Here is a 25,982-nt window from a genome sequence, read left to right as displayed (position 1 = left end):
CCCCCCCCCGACGGTTTTTTCGTCGAGGGCGCCACGTGCTCGGGCGAGCGTGGCCCGGGCGTCGTTGATGCGGCCGAGGGCGAGGCTCGCGTACGAGAAGATCAGACAGGCGGAAAGTCGCGCGGCGCCGTCCGTGGCCTGGAGCAGCGGGCGCGCGAGGCGCGCGGCCTCGGCGGCGTCGCCGGTAAAGTAAGCGAGCTCGGCGAGGGCGACGTCGCGGCGGAGGCCGGGGTCCAGGGACGCGGCGTACTCGCGCGCATGGCCGGGCGGGAAGGGCGAGCCCATGAGCGGCATGAGGGCGCCGCACCCGCCGCGGGGGAGTGAGGGGGCGACGTCGTTGCGCGGGTCCCTCCGGAGGCGCCGCGGGTCATCGGGCTTGACGGATCCCGCGGGGATGCGCCACGCGCGCCCGAAGCGCTCCGCGCCCGGGACGCGGCCCTCCGCACAGTAGGTCTGGACGCGGCGCTCGGTGACGCCCCAGCGGCGCGCGGCCTCTCCCACGGTGATGAACTCCACGACGACCTCCTCATTCGATGGGAGCAGCTTACCAGAGGAGCGTTTCGGGAAGGCGAACACTTCCGCCGGCGGCAAGCAGCCGCGTTGTGCCTTTGCTGGCTAGGGCACGATTCGGGGAATTCGAGTTGCGAAATCTAGGGATAGGGCACGCATTCGGGCCATCGAGCGGGGTCCTGTGAGGAAAGGCGAAGCTTGGCTACGAAGAAACCGCTGGTCGCGCCGTCCAGCCCGGACAGCCGCTCATCACGAATCGCCGGAGGAGCTGCCCTCCCTCCACATTCCGAAACGCTCCTAGGCGTCCTCGTGCCCTGGCCCCCGAAAGCGCAACGTCAAAACCGCGGCCCCCGCCCCGACGGTATCTGAACCGTTGGGGCGGGGGCCGGACAGGAAGACGCGCTCTGCGGCGGGGGTCCCGCGGTCCCGAGACAGCGACAGGGGCGGACCTTCCGCCGTCGGGCGAGAATGACCTCGCTACGCGGCCTCGACGTCCTTGGTGACGATCACGTCGACGCCGAGACCGAGCACGTCGGCGATCGCGACGTCACCCTCGTGCACGGGAGCGGGGAGCTCAACCTTGCGGATCTCCGCCATGACGTCGAAGATGCGGTCCTTGGGGATGACCCCGGAGAGGCGCACGCTCGCGAGCGGCAGCTCGCCGCCGTCCACGAGGATCGAGGACGCGATGTTGCGCATGGGGTTTTGGATCTCCTGGGTGACGTAGGCCTCGCCCTTGAGGCAGGTGTTGCCGGTGACGCTCTTGATGACGCCGTCCTCCAGCTCGACCTTGATGTCGCACCCCTGCGGGCACATGATGCAGGTGAACTCCCTTAGCATGTCACCGTCACCTCCAGGTCGTCGGTGGTGTTGAGCTTGTCGGCCGCGATTTTGATCTGGACCATCTCCGCGGGGAGGGCCTTGGCCATGCGGCGGCGCCTGATGACGGTGTCGCCCTGGCGTACCTCCACGGTGCAGTCGCGCAGCGGTCTGCGCACGCGGAAGCTCACCGTGACGTCCGAGGTGCCGCTCACGCGGGCCGGCGTGAGGCCGCCCACGAGCTCGTTGCCGCGCACGGCGAGCGGGCACTCGGGGAGGCCGCCCTCGGCGAGGAAGCGCGGCGCGCCGTCAGCCAGCGCCTCGGCCTCGAGGGAGACGAAGTCGACGAGGTCGTGCACGTGAAGGACGTTGCCGGCCGCGAAGACGCCGGGGACCGTGGTCTGGTAGCTCTCGTCAACGGCGGGGCCGCTCGTGCCGGGGTCCTTCTCGGCGCCCGCCATCCAGGTGAGCTCGTTCTCGGGGATGAGGCCCACGGAGAGGATGAGCGTGTCGCACTCGTACTCGACCTCGGTGCCGGGGATGGGCTGCATGTGGTCGTCCACCTGGGAGATCACGACGCTCTCCAGGCGGTCCGTGCCGCGGATGTCCGTCACGGTGTGGGAGAGGGAGAGCGGGATGTTGTAGTCGTTCAGGCACTGCTCCACGTTGCGGGGAAGGCCGCTCGCGTAGGGCTGCACCTCGAAGACGCCGAGCACCTCCGCGCCCTCGAGCGTCATGCGGCGCGCCATGATCATGCCGATGTCGCCGGAGCCGAGGATGATCACGCGGCGGCCGACCATCTTGTTCTTGAGGTTGATGTAGGACTGCGCCACGCCGGCGGTGTAGACGCCCGCCGGGCGCGTGCCGGGGATGGAGATGGCGCCGCGGGTGCGCTCGCGGCATCCCATGGCCAGGATGACGGCGCCCGCCTCGAACTCCATCATGCCGTGCTCGGAGGAGGAGGCAAAGACGTGGCGGTCCGGCGTGACCTCGAGGACCGTTGTGTCGCAGAGGCAGGGGATGCCCAGCTCCTCGGCCTCGCGGACGAAGCGCGCGGCGTACTCGGGACCGGAGAGCGTCTCGCCAAAGCGGGTGAGGCCAAAGCCGTCGTGGATGCACTGGCGCAGGATGCCGCCGGGGCGCTTCTCGCGCTCGAGGACGAGTATGTCCTCCACGCCTTTCTTGCGGAGCTCGATCGCCGCGGCCAGGCCGGCGGGGCCGCCGCCCACGATTATGGCGTCTACGTGCTTCATTACGCGCTCACGCTCCCTTCGGGTGCCTCGGCGGGCGCCTTCGTGGCGCCGGCGGTCGCGGCGTCGCCCCTGACGGGGCCGGTGAACATGTAGGAGCCCGCACGGTTGAAGCGCACGTCCTCGGGCCTCACGCCCAGCTCCTGCTCGATCATCTCGGTGATGCGGGTCTCGCAGTAGCCGCCCTGGCAGCGACCCATCGTGGCGCGCGTGCGGTTCTTGATGCCGGTCACGGTGTGAACGCCCAGGGGGTTGTGGATGGCGCGGCGGATCTCCGCGCGCGTCACGGTCTCGCAGCGGCAGACGATCTCGCCGTACTCGGGGTCGGCGGCGATGGCTGCGGCCTGCTCCTCGCGCGTCATGTCGTAGAAGCGCTTGGGCGCGGGGCGCACGGGGTCGAAGTCCGCGTTCTTCTGGGGTGCCTCCACGGCCACGAGGAGCGCCACGGCGCGACGGGCGAGCGGGAGCGCGCAGGTCACGCCCGGGGACTCGATGCCCACGAGGTTCACGGTGTTGGGGTGGCCCTGCTGGTCGCTCTCGAGCTTGAAGTCGAGGACGTTGCCCTCCTCGTCAACGCGCTTCCAGCGGATGCCGGCGAAGTTGCGGATGAAGAACTCGCGACGCATCTGCTCGAACATCTTGGAGCCGTCGCGGATGAGGCCGTCGAGGTGCTCCTTGGTGCACTTGTAGTCCTCCCAGCCCTCCGTAACGTAGGAGTCCGGGCCCACGAGGATGTTGCCGTCAACGGTGGGCGTGGCGTGGGTGGAGAAGCCGCCCTTGTCGTTGGGTGCGGGGTAGACGGGCGTCTTGAGGTAGGCGCCGGCCTTCTTGTCCAGCACGAAGTACTCGCCCTTGAAGCCGCGCACCGGGTAGTTGGGGTAGCCCAGCATCTCGGAGACCTCGCTCGCGTAGGCGCCGGCGCAGTTGACGACCCACTTGGTGCGGACCTCGCCCTGCGAGGTGGAGATGACGTAGGCGTCGCTCTCCGCGTCGCGCGCGATACCGGTCACGCGGTGGTCAAAGAGGAAGGTCGCCCCGTTCTGCGCCGCGTTGTCCGCGAGCGCGATGGTATAGGCCATGGGGTCGAGGATGCCCGAGGACGGCACGTACATGGCGAACTCGCCGCCGGCGTGCGGCTCGATGCGCTCGATCTCCTCCTTGTCGATCATGCGCATGCCCTCGACGCCGTTCTTCTCGCCGATGGCCTTGAACTTGAGGATGTTCTCTCGGTCGTGCTCGGTGAAGCCCACCACGAGCTTGCCGGTGCGCTTGAAGGGCACCCCAAGCTCGGCGGCCACCTGGTCGAACTCCCTGTTGCCCTCGACGGCGCACTCCGCCTTGAGCGAGCCGGGCTTGTACGTGAAGCCCGCATGCAGCATGCCGGTGTTGCGACTGCTGTTGCCGCACGCCACGTCCAGCTCCTTCTCAAGGACGGCAACGCGCAGCTGGTAGCGGGTTAGCTCGCGGGCAACGGCCGAGCCCACGACGCCCGCGCCAATGACGACGACGTCCCACTGCTCCCTCTCCATGCCAATCCCTCCTCCTGTGTTCCGGGAAACCGTTGAATCACATGCTACGTAGCGGGGCATGCGCTGTATCTGGTACCCGGGACAGTCTTTTGCATCTGACGGAGGTGCCAGGATAGTTTGTCGGGAAGCAGCGGCCGTCTTCTGTCGGGCGCAGCGTCAGCCTAATTTGGCGAGATATAGATGTTGTCAGAGTCTGAGCCGCTACAAGCCGCACGGCTATCCTGGCGCGTCTCGCGCGTTGTCATTTGTAGGGTATTTCCTGGGGAGCTCCCCCGATACACCGAAAACGAATTGTCGAATTTTCCCAGCTAGACGAAGTGTCTCATTTTCGGTGTACCTCGACCGAAGCTCAGAAAGTACCCTACAAATGAGGCGCGGAAATCGAAGCGTGCTCCCGGGTTATTTAGTTATAGTCCTAGATAATTTCCCTCCTTGCAGTCCACTGCTCCCGGACAGAAACCACGTGACCTTTTGCCGCCACGCGTGTCTGAGGCCGCCCGCGGGCGGGAACGATGTCCGTAACGGCGAAAGGGGAGAGGCATGACTCGGGCGGCCGCGGGCGAAAACTGCTACGACGTCGTCATCGTTGGCGCGGGGGTCTCGGGCTGCGCAATCGCGCGCGAGCTCTCGCGATACCACATGAGCGCATGCGTGCTCGAGGCCGAGGAGGACGTCTGCTGCGGCACGTCCAAGGCAAACTCCGCGATCGTGCACGCCGGGTTCGACGCCGCCACCGGCACGCTCATGGCACGCCTCAACGTGGAGGGGTCAAACCTCATGGGGACGCTCTGCGAGGAGCTCTCCGTGGACTACGAGCGCATAGGGTCGCTCGTGGTGTGCACGGACGAGGCGGAGCGGGACGGGCTCGAGGCCCTTCTCGCCCGCGGCCGCGCGAACGGCGTCACCGACCTGCGCATCGTCGAGCGAGACGAGCTGCGGGCGCTCGAGCCCAACGTGTCCGAAGCCGCCGTGGCCGCGCTCTGGGCGCCAACCGGCGCGATCGTGAACCCCTTCCAGCTCACCCTTGCTCTGGCGGAGACGGCCGCCGTGAACGGCGTCGAGTTCAGGTTCCTCTCGCCCGTGAGCGGCGTCACACGCGTGCCGGACGGGCTCTGGGAGCTTGCGACCGCGGCCGGCCCCGTGCACGCCCGCGTGGTGGTCAACGCCGCGGGCGTGCACGCGGACGAGTTGCACAACCTCGTCTGCGCGCCCGACGACCGCCTGGAGGTAGCGCCGCGCCGCGGCCAGTACCACGTGCTTGACGTCACCGCGGGCGCTCACGTGCGGCACACGGTCTTCGCGCTGCCCACGCGACTTGGAAAGGGCGTGCTCGTCACGCCCACCACCGGCGGCAACCTGCTCGTGGGGCCCACGGCCGAGGACATCGACGACAAGCTCGGCGTCGACACCACGGCGGACGGCCTCGCGGAGGTCGTGCACAAGGCGGCGCTCACGGTGCGCGGCGTGCCCTTCTCCGAGCGCATCCGTACCTTCGCGGGGCTGCGCGCCCACCAGCCGGGGCACGACTTCGTCATAGGCGAGGTCCCTGGCGCGCCGGGCTTCGTGGACTGCGCGGCCATCGAGTCCCCTGGGCTCTCGGTCGCGCCCGCGATCGGTCGCATGGTGGCGGGCATCGTCTGCGAGCTCCTGGGCGGACCCGCGGAGAAGGACGGGCTGCTCCCGCGCCCCGGACCCGTCCCCGACGTCGCGCGCCTCGGGCCGGAGGAGTGGTCCGCCCTCGTGGCCCAGCGCCCAGCCTATGGGCGCGTGGTCTGCCGCTGCCGCACGGTGACGGAGGGCCAGGTTGAGGACGCCATCCGGCGACCTCTGGGCGCACGCTCGCTCGACGGCGTCAAGAGGCGCGTGGAGGCCGGCATGGGCCGCTGCCAGGGCGGGTTCTGCTCGCCGCGCGTGGCGCAGATCCTCGCGCGCGAGCTGGGGGTCGACCTGCGCACGGTCACGCTGGCAGGCCCGGGGAGCGAGCTCGCCGCAGGCCGCGTGAAGGACGCATGGGCCGCGGCCGCGGGGGAGGTGGCACGATGAGACGCTATGACGTCATCGTGGTGGGCGGAGGTCCGGCGGGGCTCGCGGCGGCTACGTCAGCGCGTGGGGGAGGCCGGCGCTCCGTCCTTCTCCTCGAGCGCGACCGAGAGCTCGGCGGCATACTCAACCAGTGCGTGCACAGCGGCTTTGGGCTTGTCACCTTTGGTGAGGAGCTCACGGGGCCGGAGTACGCGGCGCGTTATGTGGACGCGGCGCGCGGGGCCGGCGTCGAGGTGCTCCTTGACAGCATGGTCCTGGACGTCTCATCCGGCTCGGACGGGCCGCGCGTCACCTGGGTGAGCCCCGCGCGCGGCGTCGAGTCCGCGGGGGCGGGCGCCGTGGTGCTTGCCATGGGCTGCCGGGAGCGGCCCGCGGGCGCGCTGGGGATTCCCGGCTTTCGCCCAGCTGGGGTCTACACCGCCGGCTGCGCCCAGCGGATGGTCAACCGAGAGGGTCTCCTGCCGGGGCGCGAGGTCGTGATCCTGGGCTCCGGCGACATCGGGCTCATCATGGCGCGCCGGCTCACGCTGGAGGGCGCGCACGTGTCATGCGTGGCCGAGCTCATGCCCTACTCGAGCGGCCTCAAGCGCAACGTGGTCCAGTGCCTTGACGACTTTGGGATCCCGCTCCTGCTCTCGCACACGGTGACGCGCGTGGAGGGGCGCCGGCGCGTGGAGGCCGTCGAGGTCTCGCGCGTGGACGACGCCGGGCTGCCGATCCCGGGGTCCGGCGTGCTCTACCCCTGCGACACGCTGCTGCTCTCGGTGGGCCTGCTGCCGGAGAACGAGCTCTCGCGCGCTGCGGGCGCGGAGCTCTCCGCCGCCACGCGCGGCCCCGTGGTGGACGACTCCCTCATGACGAGCGTCCCAGGCGTCTTTGCCTGCGGGAACGTCCTGCACGTGCATGACCTCGTGGACTACGTGACCCAGGAGGCCGAGCGTGCGGGGGAGTGTGCCGGCGCCTGGGCGGACGGCGCGCGCGGGGAGCGGCAGCTCGTGCCGCTGCTTCCTGGGACCGGGGTGCGCTACGTGGTGCCGCAGCTGCTGGACGTCGCGTGCATGCCCGAGGAGCTGGTCGTGCGCCTGCGCGTGGACGACGTCTACGAGCGGCGGTCGCTCGTGGCACGGGCGGGTCGCGAGGTCGTGGCGCGCCGGCGACGCGACATCCTCGTGCCGGGGGAGATGGAGCAGGTGACGCTGCGGCGCGAGGTCCTTCTCGGCCAGGGCGACCCCGGCACCATAACGATAGGGCTGGAGGCATGATGGGCGTTAGCAGTGTGGGCGAGAAGAACGAGCGCGTGCTCACGTGCATCCGCTGCCCGCGGGGGTGTCGGGTCAGCGTTGCCCTAGGAGCGGAAGGCGGGGTCGAGTCCGTGTCCGGCAACGCGTGCCCCCGCGGTGACTCCTACGCGCGCGCCGAGGTAACGTCCCCCGTGCGCACGGTCACGACCACGGTGCCCGTGCTGGGGGCCGGCGACGGCGCCCGCGTTGCGGTGAAGACCGCGCGCGAGGTCCCCAAGTCATCCGTACTGGACGTGGTGCGTGCGCTCGCAGGCGTGACCGCCCGGGCGCCCGTGGAGATGGGCGACGTGGTTGCCCGCGGCGTGGCCGGAACCGGCGTCGACGTCGTCGCCACCAGCCGCACCCGGTGACCGTGCAAAGGGGACAGGCACTTTTGCACGTCCTCTTTCAGCAGGCACGGAGGGCGGCAGCCAGGGCCTCGAGGTCCTTCTCGTCTGGGTGCCCGACCGCGCGGTCGAAGTTCTCGATCATCGGCTCAAAGCGTGCCGGGTCCTGGGCGGACATCTTGACGTAGCGCTCGCGCACGGCGGGCGGCATCTGCCCCTGGCACATGAAGCGGCCGACCACCCGTGCGTCCTGGGGCAGTGCCGCCGCAAAGCGGTCGAGCACGCGGTCGTAGTACGCCTGGCTCCCGCCGAAGCCGCACGTCCCAAAGAGGAAGACGCGCTTGCCGGAGAGCACGGCGAGCTGGGGCTCCAGCGCGGGGTCCATGCCGCCCTTGTCGGTCCAGGACCCCACCAGCACGAGGTCCGCGGACGCGACGTCTGCGACCTCGTTCTTCTCGCCCAGCTCGGCGCGGGCGCGGTCGGCGAGCCTCTGGGTGTTTCCCGTCTTTGAACTTAAGATCACGGCGTACGACATAGTTGGTCTCCCTTCGGTTGGCTGACGCTTATGTACCCCACTTTCGCCGCCTAAACCTCCCAGGCAAAGTTCCTCATGTCCACGCGCCCGCCGGGGAGAAAGCCCACGCCCTCGGCCTCGAGCATGCGCCGCTGCTCGCCAGGGCCGCCAAAGGCAAAGCCCGGAGCGAGCGATCCGTCAGCGAAGACCACACGGTGGCACGGCACCCCGCCGGCGACCCCGGGGCTTCCGTGCATGGCGTAGCCCACCTGACGCGCGCACCGAGGCGCCCCCATGAGGTGCGCCACCTGCCCGTAGCTGGCCACGCGCCCCTCCGGAATCTGACGAACGACGTCCCAGGCGCGCTCGAAGAACGACTCCTCCACAGCTCCTCCAATCCGCTATGCTCAGGCTACCACGCACGACGCATCTCCCGACGCACGACCGAGAGGGGACCCATGGACATCAACAGGAACGCGACAGCCCTGCTCGTCATCGACGCCATCGAGGCCGTGGGCGCCGACTCGCTCTACGACCCGGATACCGCCACCGCCGCCTATCGCGCCGCCGTCGCACGCTCCGTGGCGGCTTGTCACGACGCAGGGATTCCCGTCATCTACTGCAACGACGCGCACGTTCGCGGCCTGGACCGCGAGCTCGAGCTCTGGGGCGAGCACGGCATCGCCGGCGAGATGCGCGTCTTCCCGGAGATCGAGCAGGCAGCGGGCGACATCACGATCCCCAAGCGCCGCTACTCCGGCTTCTTCCAGACCGACCTCGACCTCACCCTGCGCGAGCTGGGCGTCACGACCGTCATCGCCGTGGGGGCGGACACCAACATCTGCGTGCTGCACACGCTGGCCGACGCCTACTTCAACGGCTACGCCTCCGTGGTGGTGACCGACGCCACGATGACCTTCCTCTGCGGCACGCAGGAGGGTGCGCTCGAGCACTGCGAGAAGTGCTACGGCTCCGAGCTCGTGACCGTCGCAGAGCTGGAGGCCGTGCTCCGCGCATAGACGCCCGATTGGCGGCAACTCCATAGTTTGTGTGCCCGATTCTGGAATTGTTGACGAAATGTCACCAATAACTCAATCAAGTGATATGCTTTCCTCAAAGCGAGGCGGGCCTCTGCCCGCGCAGAGAGGATGCCATGAGCGAGAAGATCATCGAGAACCGGACCTTTGACGAGGAGCGCGCCCTGTACGGCGCGCGAGACGTGACCGTGCGCAACTGCCGCTTCGACGGGCCGGCCGACGGCGAGAGCGCCTTCAAGGAGTGCGAGCGCGTCATCGTGGAGGGCTCATACATGAACCTCCGCTATCCGTTCTGGCACGACCGCGGGCTCGTGCTGCGAGACGTCGAGATGACCGAGCTCTGCCGCGCGGCGCTCTGGTACAGCGAAGACGTGACCATCGAGGACAGTCGCCTGCACGGCATCAAGGCGCTGCGCGAGTGTGCGGACGTGCGGATGGGCGGCTGCGACGTCGTGTCCCCGGAGTTCGGCTGGTCGACGCGCGGCATCCAGATGGAGTCGTGCACGGCCGAGAGCGAGTACTTCCTGATGCGAGCGACCGACCTCGCCCTGCGCGACGTGCGCTTCAGGGGCAAGTACTCGTTCCAGTACGTCGAGGATGCCGTGATCGAGGACAGTGAGCTCGACACCAAGGACGCCTTCTGGCATGCGAAGAACGTCGTCGTGCGCAACTCGATCGTGCGCGGCGAGTACCTTGGCTGGTACAGCGAGGGCCTCACCTTCGAGAACTGCCTCATCCAGGGGACGCAGCCGCTCTGCTACTGCAGGGACCTGCGCCTCGTGAACTGCCAGATGGTCGGCTGCGATCTCGCCTTCGAGCGCAGCCACGTCCAGGCAAGCATCACGACGCCGGTGGACAGCGTCAAGAACCCGCTCGCCGGCAGTCGCATCACGCTGCCCGCCGCGGGCGAGATCATCCGCGACATCGAGGGCGCCACGGGCGTGGTCCAGGTCACGGGCGAAATGCTCGCGGGCGAGAAGAACGCGGGGGTGCGCACCTGCGCATGACGGAAAGCCGACCCGCTTGTGCGCGCCTGAAATTCTCGCTTGCCACGTCTCGAGAAGGATGCTATAGTTCTTCCTCGCACAACGACCGGGTGGTGGCGCAGTTTGGTAGCGCACTTGACTGGGGGTCAAGGGGTCGCTGGTTCGAATCCAGTCCACCCGACCAGAGATTTCGAGGTCACGGGCTACGTCCCGTGGCCTCTTTTGTGTTTTTATGCGCCTATTCCACATCGTCCCATAACTCGGCCCTCTGACCTGCACGTTAGTCAGCGAAGTTGTCGAATTTGCAGCCAGGGCACGGTTGCGCGAATCGGCGTTGCGACATTCGCACTCAGGGCACGCCTCGGTTGCGAGACGCCATGAATCTCGGCTTCCTCCACCCGAAAGTGAAGTCTTACGCTGTGCCCTTGCCCTCGATTTCGCAACTTTAGGGAATGTTGACGGGAGGCAAGCTCTCCGACGCGTGCCCTCACCCATATTTCAGCAACGCCTTCCCGGAATATCGTGCCCTGACCGCATATCTCACAACGTCATATGCCGCGCGGGGTGCCAACCACCCAACACGCTCCGGACGTCCGGCCGCGTGTGTCGGGCGCGTTTCGGCACGGCAAACGCCGTGTGGCCAGGTGCTCGGCGTCCCGCACGGCCGTCATAAGATGAGAGCCGCACGTGAAGGCGCCGAGACACAGGAGGAAGACATGTCACGCGTGTACAACTTCTCCGCAGGTCCCGCAGTGCTGCCCGAGGAGGTCCTCGGGGAGTGCGCGGACGAGATGCTCGACTACGCCGGCTGCGGCATGAGCGTCATGGAGATGAGCCACCGATCTTCCGTCTTCCAGAAGATCCTCGACGACGCCGAGGCCACCCTCCGCAGCCTCATGGGCATCCCGGACAACTACAAGGTCATCTTCACGCAGGGCGGAGACTCGCTGCTCTTCTCCACGGTCTTCATGAACCTCGCCCTCAACGGCAAGGCAGACTACGTCATCACCGGCAACTGGGCCAAGAAGGCCTTCCAGGAGGCGCAGATCCTTGGCGACGCCGTCGCGGTGGCAAGCTCCGCCGACAAGAACTTCTCCTACATCCCGGACTGTTCCGACCTGCCCATCCGCGAGGACGCGAGCTATCTCTACATCTGCGAGAACAACACCATCTACGGGACCAAGTTCCCGGAACTCCCCAACACCAAGGGACACGTCCTCGTGGCGGACCAGAGCTCGATGTTCCTCTCCGAGCCCGTCGACGTCTCGCGCTACGGCCTCATCCACGCCGGCGTGCAGAAGAACGTGGGCCCCGCGGGCGTGCAGATCGTGATCGTGCGCGAGGACCTCATTCCCGAGGACCTTCCCGGCGTGCCCACGATGCTTCGCCTCAGGACCCAGGCCGACGCCGGCTCGCTCTACAACACGCCCAACTGCTGGGGCATCTACGTCTGCGGCAAGGTCTTCAGGTGGATCGAGAAGAACGGCGGGCTCGCGGCAATGGGGGGGCGCAACGCCGAGAAGGCGGCCGTTCTCTACGACTTCCTCGACGAGTCCGAGCTCTTCTCGTCCCCGGTGGAGCGACGCGACCGCTCGCTCATGAACGTGCCGTTCGTGACCGGCAACAAGGATCTGGACGCCGAGTTCGTGGCCGAGGCCGCCAAGGCGGGCCTCGTGAGCCTCAAGGGCCACCGCTCCGTGGGCGGCATGCGCGCCTCGATCTACAACGCCATGCCACGTGCCGGCGTGGAGGCGCTCGTGGCGTTCATGAAGGACTTCGAGCTCGCGCACCGCGCGTAGCTTGACGATTTGCTCAGGTCAAACTGTCAATCTTGACAGTTTGACCTGAGCAATCTGTCAAGCGGGAGGGATTAGGATGTACAAGATCTGCTGCCTCAACAACATCGCCAAGGTGGGGACCGACCACCTGGGCGCCGGGTACGAGTTCGTCGCCGAGCCGGAAGGGGCCGACGCCCTTCTCGTGAGGAGCGCCAACCTCCACGAGATGGAGCTCGGCCGCGACCTTCTGGCCATTGCCCGCGCCGGAGCCGGAGTGAACAACATTCCGGTGGATCGCTGCGCGGAGGAGGGCGTCGTCGTCTTCAACACGCCCGGGGCAAACGCCAACGCCGTGAAGGAGCTCGTGGTCTGCGGCATGCTCCTCGCCTGCAGGGACGTCATCGGCGGCGCCGAGTGGGTGGCCGAGAACAGCGACGACCCGGAGATCGCCAAGCGCGCTGAGAAGGCCAAGAAGCAGTTCGGCGGGTGCGAGCTCGCCGGCAAGCGAGTGGGCGTGGTGGGCCTGGGCGCCATCGGCGCGGCGGTGGCCAACGCCCTCATCGACCTCGGCTGCGAGGTCATGGGGTACGACCCCTACCTCTCCATCAACGCGGCATGGAGCCTCGACCGCAGGATCGAGCACGTGACGGACCTGGGCGACCTCCTCTCGCGCTGCGATTTCGTGACCCTTCACGTCCCCGCCACGGACTCTACCCGCGGGATGATCTCCGCCGAGGCCATCGCCCGCATGCCGCGCGGCGCCGTGCTGCTCAACTTCGCCCGCGACGCGCTCGTGGACGAGCAGGCGCTGGCCGAGGCCCTCGACGACGGGCGCGTGGCCCGCTACGTCACGGACTTCGCCAACCCCGCGAGCGCCAACATGAGAAACGCCATCGTCCTGCCGCACCTGGGCGCCTCCACGGGCGAGGCGGAGGACAACTGCGCCGTCATGGCCGCCAACGAGCTCAAGGACTATCTCGAGAACGGCAACATCAAGAACTCCGTCAACTACGGGCAGGTGGACCTGGGGGAGCTCGCGCCCGGCAACGAGCGCATCGCCATCTTCCACGAGAACGTCCAAGGCGTGATCGGCCAGATCTCGGCCGCCATCGCCGCCTCGTCCCTCAACATCGAGAACATGACCAACAAGAGCCGCGGATCCAACGCCTACACCCTGATCGAGGTCTCCGGCGACGTCTCACCGGACATCCGCGCGCAGGTGGAGGGCATACCCAGCGTGCGCCGCGTGCGCGTCATCGAGCGTCCGTAGCGCAGGCGCGCAGATCCTCCCGTCGGGGCCCGGGCGTCCGCTCGGGCCCCGTCTTGTGAAGGCGAGAGGGGTGAGGTTTCGATTTCCGTTAAGATGGGTAACCTGTTGAAGGTACGTCGTCCAGCACTCGAGGGGCTTTTCAGTGTCAGAGAGAACCGATCACATCAAGTCGGAGATCAAGAGCATCGCCGACGCCGATGCCGCCGAGCGCCAGCGCGCCGGTCGGACTGACGTCCCGGTGGGCACCTCCGGCAACCCCTCCACCCAGATCTTCACCGTCGCCAACGCGATCACGTTCTGCAGGCTCGCGCTCACCATTGCCTTCCTCGTGCTCTTTGCCGGCGGCGAGCACCGCACGCTCGCCCTCGTCTTCTACGTGGTGGCGGCGACCACGGACTTCCTTGACGGGCAGGTTGCCCGCAGGACCCAGACCGTGAGCTGGCTCGGCAAGATCATGGACCCCATCATGGACCGCGTCCTGCTCTTCACGGGCGTCATCGGCCTTCTCATCGTGGGCGACCTGCCGCTGTGGGTGCCCGTCTTCGTCATAGGCCGTGACGCCTACCTCGCCGTGGGCAGCATGGTCCTGCAGCACTACCGCAGGAGGCCCGTCGACGTCTCCTACGTCGGCAAGGCCGCCACCGCCTCCCTCATGTTCGGCTTCTGCGACCTCCTCCTGGGGCTGCCGCGGCTCGCGGGTCTCGGCCTCGTGGACGTCGCGTGGCTCCCGGGGCTCAACTCCCAGCCCGCCGCCCTCGGCATCCTCTTCGTCTACCTCGGCGTCGCCCTCTCCGCGACCGCGGCCGTCATCTACACCGTGGAGGGCATGAGGCTCCGCCGCCAGGCCGTAGAGGAGCGGGGTGCCGGGAATGGGAAGTAGCATGGCCACCGGCGTCCTCTACGAGGAGCACGTTCTTCTCGGCGCGTCCTTCGAGGAGTCCGCCGTCACCGGGGGACCCCTCGTCATAGCCTACGCCGGCGAGAAGAACCTCGAGGAGCTGCTCCCCGGCGCCGTCGTCGCGGACCTCACCGGCACCGCCTACCTCCTCGTCTCCGGCGCGAGCTCGCAGGCGCTCTTCTCCGCCGCGACGGCGGGGCGCCCCCTTGCGGTGGGCGAGGCGGCGTTCGAGGCCGTCCTCACGGGGGAGGGCCGGCTCCTCTCCGTCCCGCTGGCCCTGCGCTCGGGCGACCACGAGCACGTGCTCCTGGACCCCACGCCCCGAGGGTCCGCCCTGACTGCCTGGCTCGGCTTCCTCTCGAGCATGGAGCAGGACGGCTACGCCCCCTATGCGCAGACCTCCGTCGAGGACGCGAGCGAGATGCTCGTGCCGCTGCTGCTTTCGGGGGAGCGCTCGCGCGACGTGCTCTCGGACTACGTCCGCACCGCGGGCGAGGCCCTGCCCCGCGAGGGGGAGGTCAGCGCCGTCCACCTTGACGCCATACCCGCGCTCGTGACGCGCGTCCCGGGACCCGGTCCCAAGACGTGGCTGTTGCTCGTGCCCGCTCAGCGAGCCCGCGTGATCTGGCGGAGCCTCCTCTCGTTCACCGAGGTCGCTCCGGCGGGGACGTGCGCCGCACGGCGGATGCTCGCCGAGGGGCGCCCGTGGGCGAGCTCGCTCCCCGCCGAGGGACCTGTCTCCGTGCCGCGCGCCGAGCTCGAGCGCTGGGGCGTCCTGCGCGAGGGGAGCGACTTCGTTGGAGCGAGGCTCCTCGAGACCTGACACAGCGCTGGGGCCACGCCCCGGGAGGGAGAGTGAGATGAAGTACTCCATCAACGCCCAGGGGGCTCCGGACGCCATCGGGCCCTACTCCCAGGGAACAACGGCGGGACGCCTCGTCTTTGCCTCCGGCCAGCTTCCCGTCTCGCCCGACGACGGCGAGCGGCTCGTGGACGGTGGCATCACCAGTCAGACCGAGCGCGTGATAGACATCATCGAGGCCATCCTGGGGGAGGTGGGCTGCACGCTCGCGGACGTTGCCCAGACCACGGTCTACCTCTCCAGCCTCTCGGACATGGAGGCCATGAACGAGGTCTACGCCCGCCGCTTCCCCTCGCCCGCGCCCGCCCGGGCCGTCGTGGGCGTCTCGGAGCTTCCGATGGGAGCGCTCGTTGAGATGGACTGCGTCGCATGCCGGTGAAGCGCTAGAATGTAGTCTGAGAGACAGCGACGAAGGGGAGAGACATGCCCAACAACACCACCGGCGCCGGCGCCACCGAGATCTTCCGCATGCCCGCCGCGGACTCCACCGTGCCCGACCTCATGGGCGCCGCTAAGCCCGCGCGCCCCACGCTCACCATCGTCAAGGGCCCGCAGATCGGCCAGACCTTCGAGCTCGACGCCCCCGAGATCACCCTCGGGCGCGACCCCAAGAACAGCGTCTTCCTCAACGACATGACCGTCTCGCGCCACCACGCGAAGATGGACCTCTCCAACGTTTCGCTCGGGCTCGCCACGATTGAGGACCTCAGCTCGCTCAACGGTACCTGGGTCGACGGCGCCATCGTGAGCAAGGCCAGCCTGCGCGACGGCTCCACCATCCAGATCGGAACCTTCCGCATGGTCTACCACGCCAACTCCCGACCCCGCAGGATCGACGCGGAGGCCTAGGGCGCGATGACCGACGCTGGCTACCTCACCATCGGCAAGGTCGTAAAGAAGCTCCAGCAGACCTACCCCGACCTCTCGGTCTCCAAGGTGCGCTACCTTCAGGACGAGGGGCTCCTCAACCCCTCGCGCACGCCGAGCGGCTACCGCCTCTACTCCCAGCGTGACGTCCGTCGCCTGGAGACCATCCTCTACCTGCAGAAGAACCGCTTCCTGCCCCTCTCCGTCATCAAGGAGGAGCTCGACCGCGCAGACTCGGGGCAGGCGCCGGAGGTCGAGGCCACGCTCGGGCGAGCCGAGACCGTGACGCTTCCCGCGGACGACGAGGAGACGGCCGGCAAGCTCCATCCCATCGACCGCATGCCCGAGCTCGTGGGCACCACCGTGAGCTTCGTGCGGCAGCTCTCCGAGGCCGGCGTCATCACGCTCACCAGGTCCCCGCACGGGCGCGACCTCGTGGACGGGCGCGACTTCCCGCTCATCCGCGTCTGCGACGAGCTCAGGCACTTTGGGATAGGCCCCAAGAACCTGAGGCAGTACGTCATCGCCGCCAACAGGGAGTCCGCGATGTTCGAGCAGGCGCTCGTGGTCTACGCGCGCAAGGGCGGCGGCGTGGAGATGGCTCCCACCGAGGAGACGCGCCAACAGTTCAACCGGGCCTTCTCCCGCATGCTGGGGCTCACCAACGCCGTGCGCGACGAGCTCATAGCCCGCAGGATCAAGGAGCCGTTTGCCGAGAAGGACGGCGAGCGCCGCCAGGACGCCCGCTGAGCAAGAGAGAGGGGCACGTCGTGCCGAGCTTTGACTTCGAGAGCCGCATCATCGACATCCCGGACTATCCCGAGCCCGGGGTCATCTTCAAGGACATCACCCCGCTCTTCGACGACGCCGAGGCACTCAGGGCCGTGATCGACGCGATAGCCGACCACTTTGCCGGGCGCGGCGTGACCAAGGTCGTGGGCGCCGAGGCGAGGGGCTTTCTCGTGGGCGTGCCCGTGGCGTACCGCCTGGGATGCGGCTTCGTGCCCGCCAGGAAGCCGGGAAAGCTCCCTCGCGCCGTCTACTCGCAGAGCTACGAGCTCGAGTACGGCACAGACGAGCTGCAGATCCACCAGGACGCGCTCACGCCCGGCGACCGCGTCCTCATAGTCGACGACCTCATCGCCACCGGCGGCACCGCCGTTGCCACCGCGCGCCTCGTGGAGCAGTCCGGCGCCTCCATCGAGGGCTTCTCGTTCATCCTCGAGCTCGAGTTCCTCAAGCCCAGGGACATCATGGGGCGCGAGTGCCCGGGCAAGGAGGTCTACACCCTGGTGAAGGTGAGCTAGGCCATCGTGCCGCTCGACAGACCGAAACGCGAAGCCGCGGGCACCTCCCCGCGGCTTTGTCCTAGAATGGGGGCGTTTGCCTTCGAAAGGACCTCGTTCATGAAGCTCAGGAACAGAGTCATATCCGCGGGCCTCGCCGCCCTTCTGGCCGGCCCGCTCGCCCTGGCCCCCGCCGCCGCGATCGCCGAGCCCAGCGATCTCGATGCCGCCTCCCAGCGGCTCGACGAGCTCGGGGGCCAGCTGGGGGAGACCCAGCAGCAGCTTGCCGAGGCGGTCACCGAGCTCGAGGAGACCGACTACGGCGTCTCCGAGAAGAGCGCCCAGATTGACGACACGCGCGCGGAGCTCGGCGAGCGCCAGGCGCAGCTCGGCTCCGAGATGAGGAGCACGTACAAGTCCGGCTCCACGTCGCTCCTTGAGTTCGTGCTCGGCTCCACGAGCGCTGACGAGGTCGTCAGCCGCGTCTACTACCTCGACAAGATCGCCAAGCAGAAGGCCGACGCCATCCAGGGCGTCCGCGCGCTCGCCGAGCAGCTCGAACGGGAGATGGCCGAGCTCGAGGAGCGCCAGGCCGCGCAGGAGGAGCTCGTGGCCGCCCTGCGCGAGCGGGTCTCCGCCTACGAGTCCCAGGTCGGCGAGGCCCGCAGCCTCTACGAGTCCCTCGACGAGGAGACGCGCGCCGCCGTGACGGAGCAGGGAAGCGCAAACGTCATCGCCGCGGTCGAGGCCGTGGAGACCGACCAGGCGCAGGACGCGCTCGTCGGACAGCAGCCCTCTCAGGACGCTTCCGGGTCAAACCAGGCCCCCGACCAAGCCCCGTCCGATGACGGAGCGCAGGACGAGCAGGACGGAGGCCAGCCTACCCCGCCCGTGGAGCAGGCTCCGGAGCCCGCGCCCGACCCTCAACCCGAGCCCGAGCCTCAGCCTGAACCTCAACCTGAGCCCGAACCTGAGCCTAGCCAGCCCTCCGCGCCTGCGGGCGGCGGCGTCTCCACCGCGCTCGCCCAGGTTGGAAAGCCCTACGGCTACGGCTCCGCCGGCCCTGACGCCTTCGACTGCTCGGGCCTCGTGTGCTACAGCTACGGCTACGCGCTCGGCCGCGACACCTACGCCATGATCTCGTCGCTCCAGGGGGCAGGCCGCTGGAAGACCAGCATGGACGAGCTCTCCTACGGCGACCTCGTGTTCCCCAGCTCGGGTCACGTTGGCATCTACCTTGGCGGCGGGACGATGGTCCACGCCTCTCGCCCCGGCGTCGGCGTGGTGGTCTCCTCCGTCTACAGCTTCATCGGCGGCGGGTCCTACTACTAGGGCCCGAGAGGCGGTTTCCATGGCAGAGAGCTCCCGCCAACAGCGCGCGTCGAGCGGAGAGGTCACGAGGAGGCTCTCCCGGAGCCTTCAGGTGAGCCTTGTCTTCGAGGGCGCCCTGGTCGGCGTCGTAGGTGGGCTCGTGGTCACGCTCTACCGGGCCGCCCTCTCCGGCGCCGAGCGCGTCCTCAGGTCGCTCACCGGTGCCGCCGCGGGCAGCCCCCTGCTCGCGCTCCTGTGGCTTGCGGCCCTCGCGCTCGTCCTCGTGATCGTGTCCCGGCTCATCCTCTGGGAGCCCGCCACGTCAGGCTCCGGCATCCCACAGGTCGACGCCGAGGTCGCGGGGCGCATGGACGCCCCCTGGGCCCGCGTTCTGCCCGCGAAGTTCGCCGAGGGGACGCTGCTTGCGCTCTCCGGCCTCTCCCTCGGCCGCGAGGGCCCCTCCATCCAGCTGGGTGGCATGTCCGGCAAGGCGGTCTCCCGGGCACTACGTCGCGGCAGGGGAGAGGAGCGCCTGCTCGTCACCTGCGGCGCGGCGGCCGGCATGTCCGCGGCCTTTCACGCCCCCTTCACCGGCGTCCTCTTCACGCTGGAGGAGATACACAAGGAGTTCACCGCGCCCCTCATCATCTCCGTGATGTGCTCCGCCATCGTCTCCGACCTCATAGCCTCTCAGGTGCTCGGGCTCACTCCCGTGCTGGCGCTCGCCTTTGGTCAGGACCTCCCGCATGCGAGCTACTTCCTCGTGGGTCTTCTCGGCATCGCCTGCGGCCTTCTCGGGGCGCTTCACAACCGCGGCATGTTCATCTGCCAGGACCTCTTCTCCCGCGTGAGGAGCCATCTCCCGTACGCGCGCCTCGCGGCACCCTTTGCCCTGGCGTGGGCGGCAGCGTTCCTCTGGCCCTCGCTCATGTGCGGAGGCGACGCCATAGTCGAGCACGTCCTCTCTCCGGAGGGCCTCTCCACTGCCACCATCCTCGCGCTCCTGGCGGGCAAGTACATCTTCACCACCGTCTGCTTTGGGTCGGGAGCGCCCGGCGGAACACTGTTTCCGCTGGTCGTGATGGGAGCGCTCGTTGGAGGCGCCTTCGCGCGGCTGGTGGGGGAGCCCGTGGGTCTTGATGCCGCGTTCTTCCCCAACTTCGTGGCCCTTGGGGTGGCGGGGCTCTTCTCGGGCGTCGTACGCGCACCCGTGACAGCCGTCGTACTCGTGTTCGAGCTCACCGGGTCCTTCGACGCGCTGCTCTCGGCGGCGCTCGTCTCCATAGCGGCGTACGTGACGTCGAGCCTCACGCGCACCGACGCCTTCTACGAGCATCTGCTCGCGAGGCTCCTGGGGACCACGACGGACGACCCAGCCGTGTCCGGCCTCGGGGGCGAGAAGAGCCTCCACACCGTGCGGGTGGGCACCGGGAGCAGGCTCGAGGGGATGCTCGTGCGTGACGTGCCCTGGCCGGATGGCGTGCGCGTGGTCACAATTGAGCGTGCGGGCTCACAGATACTGCCCACCGGGGACACGCGCCTCATGGCCCTCGACGAGCTGCTCGTGATCTCAGACGAGACGGCGGCCGACGACGCGCTCCTCAAGCTCAGCTTCATGTCCGAGCAGCGTGTGCGAGGCGACAGCTAGACGCCCGAACGCCGTCGAGCGAGCCGCGCTCCGGCGGGCCCCGCATAGGAGAGCGTCCTGCGCTCGCAAACGCCCTCGCACTCAAGGGGAAATCCCAAGAGCGGTCCCGCACTGATAAGTGCGGGCATCAAGTGCGGGCAAAACGGGCCCCAGCGGTCATCAGGTGCGACGTAGCACCTGGACGATGCGTCCAGGTGCGCGGCAGAGGTGCCATCTGGGCCGCACCCCGGTACACGAAGCTTTTTCCAAAGCACGATATCAATTTGCAAAGAGAGGCCCCCTTGGAGCAGGGGGCCACGAGCTTTCCGATGCCTTGCGTGCTAAAATCCGTGATAGTAGCTAATTTACATAAGATATATTATCACGGTTTCGGATAGGAATTCTAGTTGGGGGAGTCTGAGCCCGCGAGACACCACCTCTATCCCTCAACCGGGAGTCCCAGATAGGCCGCGGCGCTCGTCGCGGCCACGGCACCGTCCGAGGCAGCGGTGACAATCTGCCTGAGGGGCTTTCTGCGAGCGTCCCCGGCGGCAAAGAGCCCCGGCACGCCCGTCGCCATCCTCTCGTCCGTGACGGCGTAACCAGACTCGTCGAGCTCAGCGAGCCCCCTCAGGAGGCCCGTCTCTGGCACGCGGCCCGCCAGCACGAAGATTCCGAACGACCCCTCGTCGTAGGTCTCCACGTGGGTCTCTCCGGTGGCATTGTCACGGAACTCAATCGTCGACGGGAGCTCACCGCCGTCCACGGAGACGATGCTCGTGAGCAGCCGGATCTCGACCTTCTCGTTGTCCTCGAGCTCCCGCACGAGCGCCGTCTGGGCCCTCAGGTGGTCCTTGCGCACGACGAGCGTCACCTTGCTCGCCAGTCTCGCCAGGAAAAGCGCCTCCTCGGCGGCCGAGTTGCCGCCTCCGATTACGAACACCTGTTTGTTTCTGTAGAACATCCCGTCGCACGTGGCGCAGTACGAGACGCCGTGTCCGGCAAAGCGCTCCTCGCCCTCGAACCCGGCGCGCCTGGGCTGGGCTCCTGCGGCAACGATGACCGAGGCCGCGTCGTAGCGCGTCGAGGACGTAGTGACGACGAACCTCCCGGTGGCATCATCACGCACGAGCTCGCTCACGGGGTCCATGAGGATGACGGCGCCGAGGTCCTCGGCCTGCGCCCGCATGGCATCCGAGAGCGTGAAGCCGTCCGTGTGCGGAAGGCCCGGGTAGTTGTCTATCTCGCTCGTGAGTATCACCTGGCCGCCGAGCGCCTCGCGCTCGAGCGTCACGGCGTCGAGGAGCGAGCGCCGCGCGTAGATGGCGGCGGAGAGGCCCGCGGGGCCGCCTCCGATGATGACGAGGTCCTTGGTCTGCTCGGTCATGGTCTCCCCTTTCTCTGTCTTGAGAAGGGATACCCGCTTCTCCCCCATCTCAGACATTAAATGCTACTCGGTCAGTAACATTGTAGCCCGCTTAGTTACTCGCGAGCGGCAGAGTCCTCCTTGGGCCTGGGCAGCACAAGGTTCATCAGGATGCCCACGAGCGTGGAGGTGGCCATGCCGGGAAGCGTGTAGTCACCGATGGGGATCGAGATGCCGGAGGTCTCCATACCCACGCCCAGGATAATGACGACCGAAGCGATCATGAGGTTGCGGTTGACGTCAAAATCCACGCGGTTGGAGACCAGCATGCGCAGGCCGTTAGAAGCGATGAGACCAAAGAGCAGGAGGCTCACGCCGCCCATGACGGGACTCGGAATGGACTGGATGAGTGCGGCGAGCTTGGGGCAGAATCCGCCCACGACGAGCGCGAAGCCGGCCGCATACCAGAAGATCTGCGTGGAGTACACGCGGGTCACGCTCATGACGCCGATGTTCTCGGCGTACGTGGTGGTGGGAGGACCTCCGAGGAAGCCGGAGATCATCGTGGATATGCCGTCACCGGCGAGCGAGCGCGGAAGCATCTCTCGATAGTCCTTGCCAACGATCTCGCCAACGGCGAGGAGGTGTCCTATGTGCTCGATGACGACCACCACGGCAACAGGCGCAACGAGTGCGACGGCACCCAGGTCGAAGCGCGGCGCGGAGACGTGCGGGAGACCGACCCAGGCCGCCTCGGCGACCGGAGTGAAGTCAACGAGCCCGAGCGCAAGCGCCACGAGGTAGCCGACGATGATGGCGAGAAGGACGGGCACGGTGCCCACGATGCCGCCCATGCCGGAGAAGACCACGGCGGCCGCAAGCGTCACCGCCGCCACGGCGGCACCGGTCCCGAAGAAGACGCTCGAGCCATCCTGGGCCGTGGTCATGAAGGCCATGTCGGCCGCCGTGGCCGCGAGGCCCACGCCGATGACCACCATGACCGATGCCACGAGGACGGGCGGAAGCAGTCGGTCCAGCCAACCGGTGCCGACGAGCCGGATGATGCCCGCGACCGCCAGGAAGACGAGGCCTGCCACGATCACGCCGGACATGGCTGCGTCGAGGCCCTTGGTGGCGCCAACGGCGAGGATGGGGCTGATGAAGGCAAAGGAGCTGCCCAGGTAGCTGGGGATCTTGTTGCCGGTGACGAGCAGGTAGCAGATGGTGCCGATGCCGGAGCACATGATGGCGACGTTGGGGTCGAGCCCGGTGAGGACGGGCACGAGGACCGTGGATCCGAACATGCTCATCATGTGCTGGATGCCCAGGGGGATAGCTCTGCCAACGGACACTCGGTCGTCAACGCCAATGACCTCACGCTCGTGCGCGCTCATGGGAGACTCCCTTCTCTCTCTTGACACGAAAAGGGCCCAGGCGTTCTCGCCTGGGCCCAGGGGCTCGCTTAGGCTGCGAGGAAATAGACGACGAAGGCGAGCGCCGCTATCCACATGAGCGGCTTGACCTTCTTGAGCTGGCCCGTGACCGCGGCAACGATCACGTACGCGATGAAGCCGAAGCCGATGCCGTTGGAGATCGAGTAGGTGAAGGGAACGCCCGCGACGATGAGGAAGGCGGGCAGGCCCTCAAGAAGATCGGACCAGTCGATCTCGGCGACCTCGCTCATCATGAGGAAGCCCACGAAGACGAGGGCGCCGCAGGTGGCTGCGGAGCTCACGATGGAGATGAGGGGCGAGAAGAACGCGGCGACGATGAAGATGATGCCGGCAAAGACCGAGGAGAGGCCGGTGCGACCGCCGTCTGCGGCGCCGGAGGCGGACTCGACGAACGTAGTCAGCGACGAGGAGCCGATGAGGCCGCCCACGGCCGCCGCAGCGGAGTCGACGACGAGGATCTGCTTGATGTCCTTGACGTTGCCGTCCTCGGTGAGGAACTCGCCCTGCTTGGCCACGGCCATGGCCGTGCCCATTGTGTCGAAGAAGTCGGACATCATGAGCGAGAAGGCAAGGATGAGAAGTGTGGGGCTCGTGACCACCTTGGCGATGCCCATGACGCCGGACTCATCCGCCTGGAAGGGAGCGCCGAAGGACGAGAAGTCGAGGCCGGAGACGATGCCCGAGGGAATCTGGGTGACGCCCAGCGGGATGCCCGCCACGACCGCCACGACGATGCCCAGGAGAAGCGAGCCGCGGACGTTGAGCGCGTAGAAGACGATGGTGGCCACGATGGAGATGAGGCCCACGATGAAGGTCTGGTTGATCTCGCCGATGGCGACCATGGTGTCCGGGTTGGCGACGATGATGCCGCCGTCCTTGAGGCCGATCATGGCGATGAAAAGACCAAGCGCGACGGAGATCGCGTGGCGCAGCGACACCGGAATGGCGTCCATGATGGCCTCGCGGAGGCCGCAGAGGACGAGGATGAGGATGGCCACGCCCTCGACGAAGATGACGGCGCTCGCGGCGTGCCAGTCGCCGCCGGCGGCGGGCACGAGCACGGTTGCGAAGAGCGCGTTGATGCCCATGCCCGAGGCGCAGGCGAGCGGGCGGTTGGAGAAGAGGCCCATGAGAATCGTCATAATGCCGGCGCCGAGGCAGGTGGCCGTGACGGCGGCGGTCTCAGATATTCCCGCGAGCACGAGCAGGGGCGGGTTCACCGCGATGATGTAGGCCATCGCGAGGAACGTGGTGAGACCGGCGCGAAGCTCCTGCCCCGCGCTCGAGCCCCTCTCTCGCATCTTGAAGAACTGTTCCACTACTAACATCCCCTTCTTGTTTGGTTCCGACATGCGGCTCGCGCGGCTAGGCGCCGCTCGAGCCGAAGCCCCCGGACCCGCGGTCCGTCTCGTCGAGCTCCTCGACCTCGACGAGCGTTACGACGGGCACCCTCTGGATGACGAGCTGGGCGATTCTCTCCCCGCGGGAGATGGTGATCGGGCGCTCGTCATCGAGGTTCACGGCGCAGACCTTGAGCTCGCCGCGATAGTGGGAGTCAATGAGGCCGGGGGTGTTGGCCATGGAGAGGCCCTCGCGCAGGGCAAGGCCGCTCCGGGGCTGGACGAAGCCGGCGTACCCCTCGGGAATGGCAATCGCGAGGCCCGTGGAGACGAGCCGCCTCTCGTGCGGGGCGAGGGTCACGTCCTCGTTCGCCCGCAGGTCAAGGCCCGCGTCGCCCTCGTAGGCGTAGGTGGGGAGCTCGACCGTGGGATCGAGCCGCTTGATGGGCAGGTTGATGGTGTCCTTAGTCATTCAGGCTCCTCAGCTCCTCGCTGAACTCGTCAACGTCCTTGAAGTCACGATAGACGGAGGCAAAGCGGACGTAGGCGACCTTGTCTATGGAGACGAGGCGCTTGAGCACCATGCCCCCGAGGTCTGACGAGGAGACCTCCGTGAAGCCCCCGTCCCGAAGCTCCGACTCTATGCTGTCAATGAGGGAGGTGAGCTCGGACATGGGAACGTCCCTCTTGACGGTGGCCGTGACAAGCCCCCTCATGAGCTTCTGTCTGTCAAAGGGCTCCCTGTGCCCGTCGCGCTTGACAACGACCAGGGGAATCTCCTCGCAGCGCTCATAGGTCGTGAAGCGGAACCCACACTTGGTGCACTCGCGACGCCTCCTGATGGCGTCGTTGCTCTCCGAGGGGCGGGAATCGACGACCTTGGACTCCTCGCACCCGCATTTGGGACAGCGCATGTGACCTCCTTGGCAAAACGGCACCAAGAGAAGGTATCACAAAACGTACAAATCTGGCCTCGGGCAGAAAAGAGGAAACGCGACCGTAAGGAACCTCACGACGCCTGCGAAGGAACGACGATCCTCTGACCGGGGTCGATGCGACCGCCCTCGATTGAGTTTCGCGCCTCGATCCACGAGACGACGTCCTGGGTGGGAACACCCTCGACCCCGTGCCTGCCGGCGATGGACCACAGGGACTCGCCGGCACACACCGTAACGGTGGTGGTTGGGGCGGAGTCAAGGGTGCGGGCGCGAGCCTCGGAGGCCACATGGTCCGAGAGCGCGGACGCAGCGAGGGCGAGGGCGACCACGACGGCTGCGGCGACGAGGGCAAGACGGGACTGGGAGGGCCTCAGGAGCCCGGAGACGCCCCTCTGCCGGCGGGCGGGCGTCGCCCCGGCAAGGCCGCCCTCGAGAAGCACAAGGCGGCTCTCCTGGACGGCGAGGGCTGCGCTGCCGTTGCACTGGTAGGAAGTCTGCGTCGCGTTGAACATCATGGTCTCTCCCCTTTCGGTTGCCTGTCGGGTTGGTTATACCGGTCCGACCGGACAACAATTCGATTTGGGATTCCCGAACATCTGTACCTCATTATGGTGGTACAATTGTTCGTGTCAAGTCAGAACGAACAAATGTTTGAAACTGGCCCAAGCGT

General features: G+C 67.6%; 27 protein-coding genes and 1 tRNA gene. 16 read left to right on the top strand and 12 right to left on the bottom strand.

The window, feature by feature from the left end:
• The 4 genes from B5F79_RS11240 to B5F79_RS08230 all read right to left on the bottom strand — a co-directional run.
• The coding region (locus tag B5F79_RS11240; protein ID WP_241147286.1) for a helix-turn-helix domain-containing protein at positions 1-516 on the bottom strand (516 nt) is incomplete at its 3' end.
• 471 nt (positions 517-987) lie between these two features.
• Positions 988-1,350, bottom strand: a complete 363-nt coding sequence (locus B5F79_RS08240; RefSeq protein WP_087220058.1) for a DUF1667 domain-containing protein — start codon at positions 1,348-1,350, stop codon at positions 988-990.
• A complete protein-coding gene (locus B5F79_RS08235; protein ID WP_087220055.1) occupies positions 1,344-2,582 on the bottom strand; it encodes an NAD(P)/FAD-dependent oxidoreductase in 1,239 nt (412 codons plus the stop codon). Before B5F79_RS08235 ends, B5F79_RS08240 begins: the two co-directional genes overlap by 7 nt.
• Positions 2,582-4,108, bottom strand: coding sequence for an NAD(P)/FAD-dependent oxidoreductase (locus B5F79_RS08230; RefSeq protein ID WP_087220052.1), 1,527 nt, complete (start codon positions 4,106-4,108; stop codon positions 2,582-2,584). The genes B5F79_RS08235 and B5F79_RS08230 overlap by 1 nt, the downstream gene beginning before the upstream one ends.
• A gap of 540 nt (positions 4,109-4,648) precedes the next feature.
• Between B5F79_RS08230 and B5F79_RS08225 the strand changes: the two genes are divergently transcribed.
• Genes B5F79_RS08225 through B5F79_RS08215 form a run of 3 tightly spaced genes read left to right on the top strand, consistent with a single transcriptional unit; the run spans position 4,649 to position 7,802 of the window.
• On the top strand, positions 4,649-6,151 hold the full coding sequence (locus tag B5F79_RS08225) for an NAD(P)/FAD-dependent oxidoreductase (protein ID WP_087220048.1): 1,503 nt from the start codon (positions 4,649-4,651) through the stop codon (positions 6,149-6,151).
• Positions 6,148-7,413 (top strand): NAD(P)/FAD-dependent oxidoreductase, encoded by a 1,266-nt coding sequence (locus B5F79_RS08220; protein WP_087220084.1) that lies wholly within the window; start codon positions 6,148-6,150, stop codon positions 7,411-7,413. The genes B5F79_RS08225 and B5F79_RS08220 overlap by 4 nt, the downstream gene beginning before the upstream one ends.
• Complete coding sequence (locus tag B5F79_RS08215) at positions 7,413-7,802, top strand: DUF1667 domain-containing protein (protein WP_087220045.1); 390 nt, start codon at positions 7,413-7,415, stop codon at positions 7,800-7,802. The genes B5F79_RS08220 and B5F79_RS08215 overlap by 1 nt, the downstream gene beginning before the upstream one ends.
• A 37-nt stretch (positions 7,803-7,839) precedes the next feature.
• Here B5F79_RS08215 and bilS read toward each other — a convergent pair whose 3' ends face one another.
• Both bilS and B5F79_RS08205 read right to left on the bottom strand, forming a co-directional pair.
• The gene (bilS, locus tag B5F79_RS08210; RefSeq protein ID WP_087220042.1) at positions 7,840-8,313 is read right to left on the bottom strand and encodes a flavodoxin family protein BilS; all 474 of its coding nucleotides are present in this window, start codon (positions 8,311-8,313) and stop codon (positions 7,840-7,842) included.
• Between the two features lie 50 nt (positions 8,314-8,363).
• Complete coding sequence (locus tag B5F79_RS08205; RefSeq protein WP_087220039.1) at positions 8,364-8,678, bottom strand: MGMT family protein; 315 nt, start codon at positions 8,676-8,678, stop codon at positions 8,364-8,366.
• A 72-nt stretch (positions 8,679-8,750) separates the two neighbouring features.
• Here B5F79_RS08205 and B5F79_RS08200 point away from each other — a divergent pair, with 72 nt between their 5' ends.
• From B5F79_RS08200 to B5F79_RS08140, 13 genes are all read left to right on the top strand, one after another.
• A complete protein-coding gene (locus tag B5F79_RS08200; RefSeq protein ID WP_087220036.1) occupies positions 8,751-9,311 on the top strand; it encodes a cysteine hydrolase family protein in 561 nt (186 codons plus the stop codon).
• Between the two features lie 134 nt (positions 9,312-9,445).
• Positions 9,446-10,336, top strand: coding sequence for a DUF3737 family protein (locus tag B5F79_RS08195; protein ID WP_087220033.1), 891 nt, complete (start codon positions 9,446-9,448; stop codon positions 10,334-10,336).
• An 86-nt stretch (positions 10,337-10,422) separates the two neighbouring features.
• Positions 10,423-10,499: transfer RNA gene (locus B5F79_RS08190), tRNA-Pro, on the top strand.
• Positions 10,500-11,031: 532 nt separating this feature from the next.
• Positions 11,032-12,114, top strand: coding sequence for a 3-phosphoserine/phosphohydroxythreonine transaminase (gene serC / locus B5F79_RS08185; protein WP_087220030.1), 1,083 nt, complete (start codon positions 11,032-11,034; stop codon positions 12,112-12,114).
• 76 nt (positions 12,115-12,190) lie between these two features.
• Positions 12,191-13,363, top strand: a complete 1,173-nt coding sequence (locus B5F79_RS08180; RefSeq protein ID WP_087220027.1) for a phosphoglycerate dehydrogenase — start codon at positions 12,191-12,193, stop codon at positions 13,361-13,363.
• 142 nt (positions 13,364-13,505) lie between these two features.
• On the top strand, positions 13,506-14,243 hold the full coding sequence (locus B5F79_RS08175) for a CDP-alcohol phosphatidyltransferase family protein (RefSeq protein ID WP_087220024.1): 738 nt from the start codon (positions 13,506-13,508) through the stop codon (positions 14,241-14,243).
• The gene (locus B5F79_RS08170) at positions 14,233-15,084 is read left to right on the top strand and encodes a hypothetical protein (RefSeq protein WP_087220021.1); all 852 of its coding nucleotides are present in this window, start codon (positions 14,233-14,235) and stop codon (positions 15,082-15,084) included. The genes B5F79_RS08175 and B5F79_RS08170 overlap by 11 nt, the downstream gene beginning before the upstream one ends.
• A 37-nt stretch (positions 15,085-15,121) precedes the next feature.
• Entirely contained in the window at positions 15,122-15,502 is a 381-nt protein-coding gene (locus B5F79_RS08165) for a RidA family protein (RefSeq protein ID WP_087220018.1), read from the top strand.
• Positions 15,503-15,546: 44 nt separating this feature from the next.
• Positions 15,547-15,972: an FHA domain-containing protein gene (locus tag B5F79_RS08160; protein ID WP_087220015.1), complete on the top strand. Its 426-nt coding sequence runs from the start codon at positions 15,547-15,549 to the stop codon at positions 15,970-15,972.
• A gap of 6 nt (positions 15,973-15,978) precedes the next feature.
• The gene (gene ftsR / locus B5F79_RS08155; RefSeq protein ID WP_087220012.1) at positions 15,979-16,740 is read left to right on the top strand and encodes a transcriptional regulator FtsR; all 762 of its coding nucleotides are present in this window, start codon (positions 15,979-15,981) and stop codon (positions 16,738-16,740) included.
• A 20-nt stretch (positions 16,741-16,760) separates the two neighbouring features.
• Complete coding sequence (locus B5F79_RS08150) at positions 16,761-17,297, top strand: adenine phosphoribosyltransferase (RefSeq protein WP_087220009.1); 537 nt, start codon at positions 16,761-16,763, stop codon at positions 17,295-17,297.
• Positions 17,298-17,396: 99 nt separating this feature from the next.
• Positions 17,397-18,608 carry a C40 family peptidase gene (locus B5F79_RS08145; protein WP_087220005.1) on the top strand — a complete coding sequence of 404 codons (1,212 nt, stop codon included), beginning with the start codon at positions 17,397-17,399 and terminating at the stop codon, positions 18,606-18,608.
• Positions 18,609-18,627: 19 nt separating this feature from the next.
• The gene (locus B5F79_RS08140; protein ID WP_087220002.1) at positions 18,628-20,235 is read left to right on the top strand and encodes a ClC family H(+)/Cl(-) exchange transporter; all 1,608 of its coding nucleotides are present in this window, start codon (positions 18,628-18,630) and stop codon (positions 20,233-20,235) included.
• A gap of 418 nt (positions 20,236-20,653) precedes the next feature.
• Here B5F79_RS08140 and B5F79_RS08135 read toward each other — a convergent pair whose 3' ends face one another.
• The 6 genes from B5F79_RS08135 to B5F79_RS08110 all read right to left on the bottom strand — a co-directional run bounded on the left by B5F79_RS08135 (position 20,654) and on the right by B5F79_RS08110 (position 25,827).
• On the bottom strand, positions 20,654-21,601 hold the full coding sequence (locus B5F79_RS08135) for an NAD(P)/FAD-dependent oxidoreductase (protein ID WP_087219999.1): 948 nt from the start codon (positions 21,599-21,601) through the stop codon (positions 20,654-20,656).
• 95 nt (positions 21,602-21,696) lie between these two features.
• Entirely contained in the window at positions 21,697-22,974 is a 1,278-nt protein-coding gene (locus B5F79_RS08130; protein ID WP_087219996.1) for a uracil-xanthine permease family protein, read from the bottom strand.
• A gap of 68 nt (positions 22,975-23,042) precedes the next feature.
• The gene (locus tag B5F79_RS08125; RefSeq protein ID WP_087219993.1) at positions 23,043-24,353 is read right to left on the bottom strand and encodes an NCS2 family permease; all 1,311 of its coding nucleotides are present in this window, start codon (positions 24,351-24,353) and stop codon (positions 23,043-23,045) included.
• A gap of 46 nt (positions 24,354-24,399) precedes the next feature.
• Positions 24,400-24,846: a dUTP diphosphatase gene (gene dut, locus B5F79_RS08120; protein WP_087219990.1), complete on the bottom strand. Its 447-nt coding sequence runs from the start codon at positions 24,844-24,846 to the stop codon at positions 24,400-24,402.
• On the bottom strand, positions 24,839-25,288 hold the full coding sequence (gene nrdR, locus B5F79_RS08115; RefSeq protein ID WP_087219987.1) for a transcriptional regulator NrdR: 450 nt from the start codon (positions 25,286-25,288) through the stop codon (positions 24,839-24,841). The genes dut and nrdR overlap by 8 nt, the downstream gene beginning before the upstream one ends.
• Positions 25,289-25,383: 95 nt before the next feature.
• Positions 25,384-25,827 (bottom strand): LysM peptidoglycan-binding domain-containing protein, encoded by a 444-nt coding sequence (locus B5F79_RS08110; protein ID WP_087219984.1) that lies wholly within the window; start codon positions 25,825-25,827, stop codon positions 25,384-25,386.
• Positions 25,828-25,982 lie beyond the last annotated feature (155 nt).

This window comes from Olsenella sp. An285 (assembly GCF_002159625.1).
Lineage (GTDB): Bacteria > Actinomycetota > Coriobacteriia > Coriobacteriales > Atopobiaceae > Thermophilibacter > Thermophilibacter avicola.
This window is presented reverse-complemented; position numbering and strand designations above follow the sequence as displayed.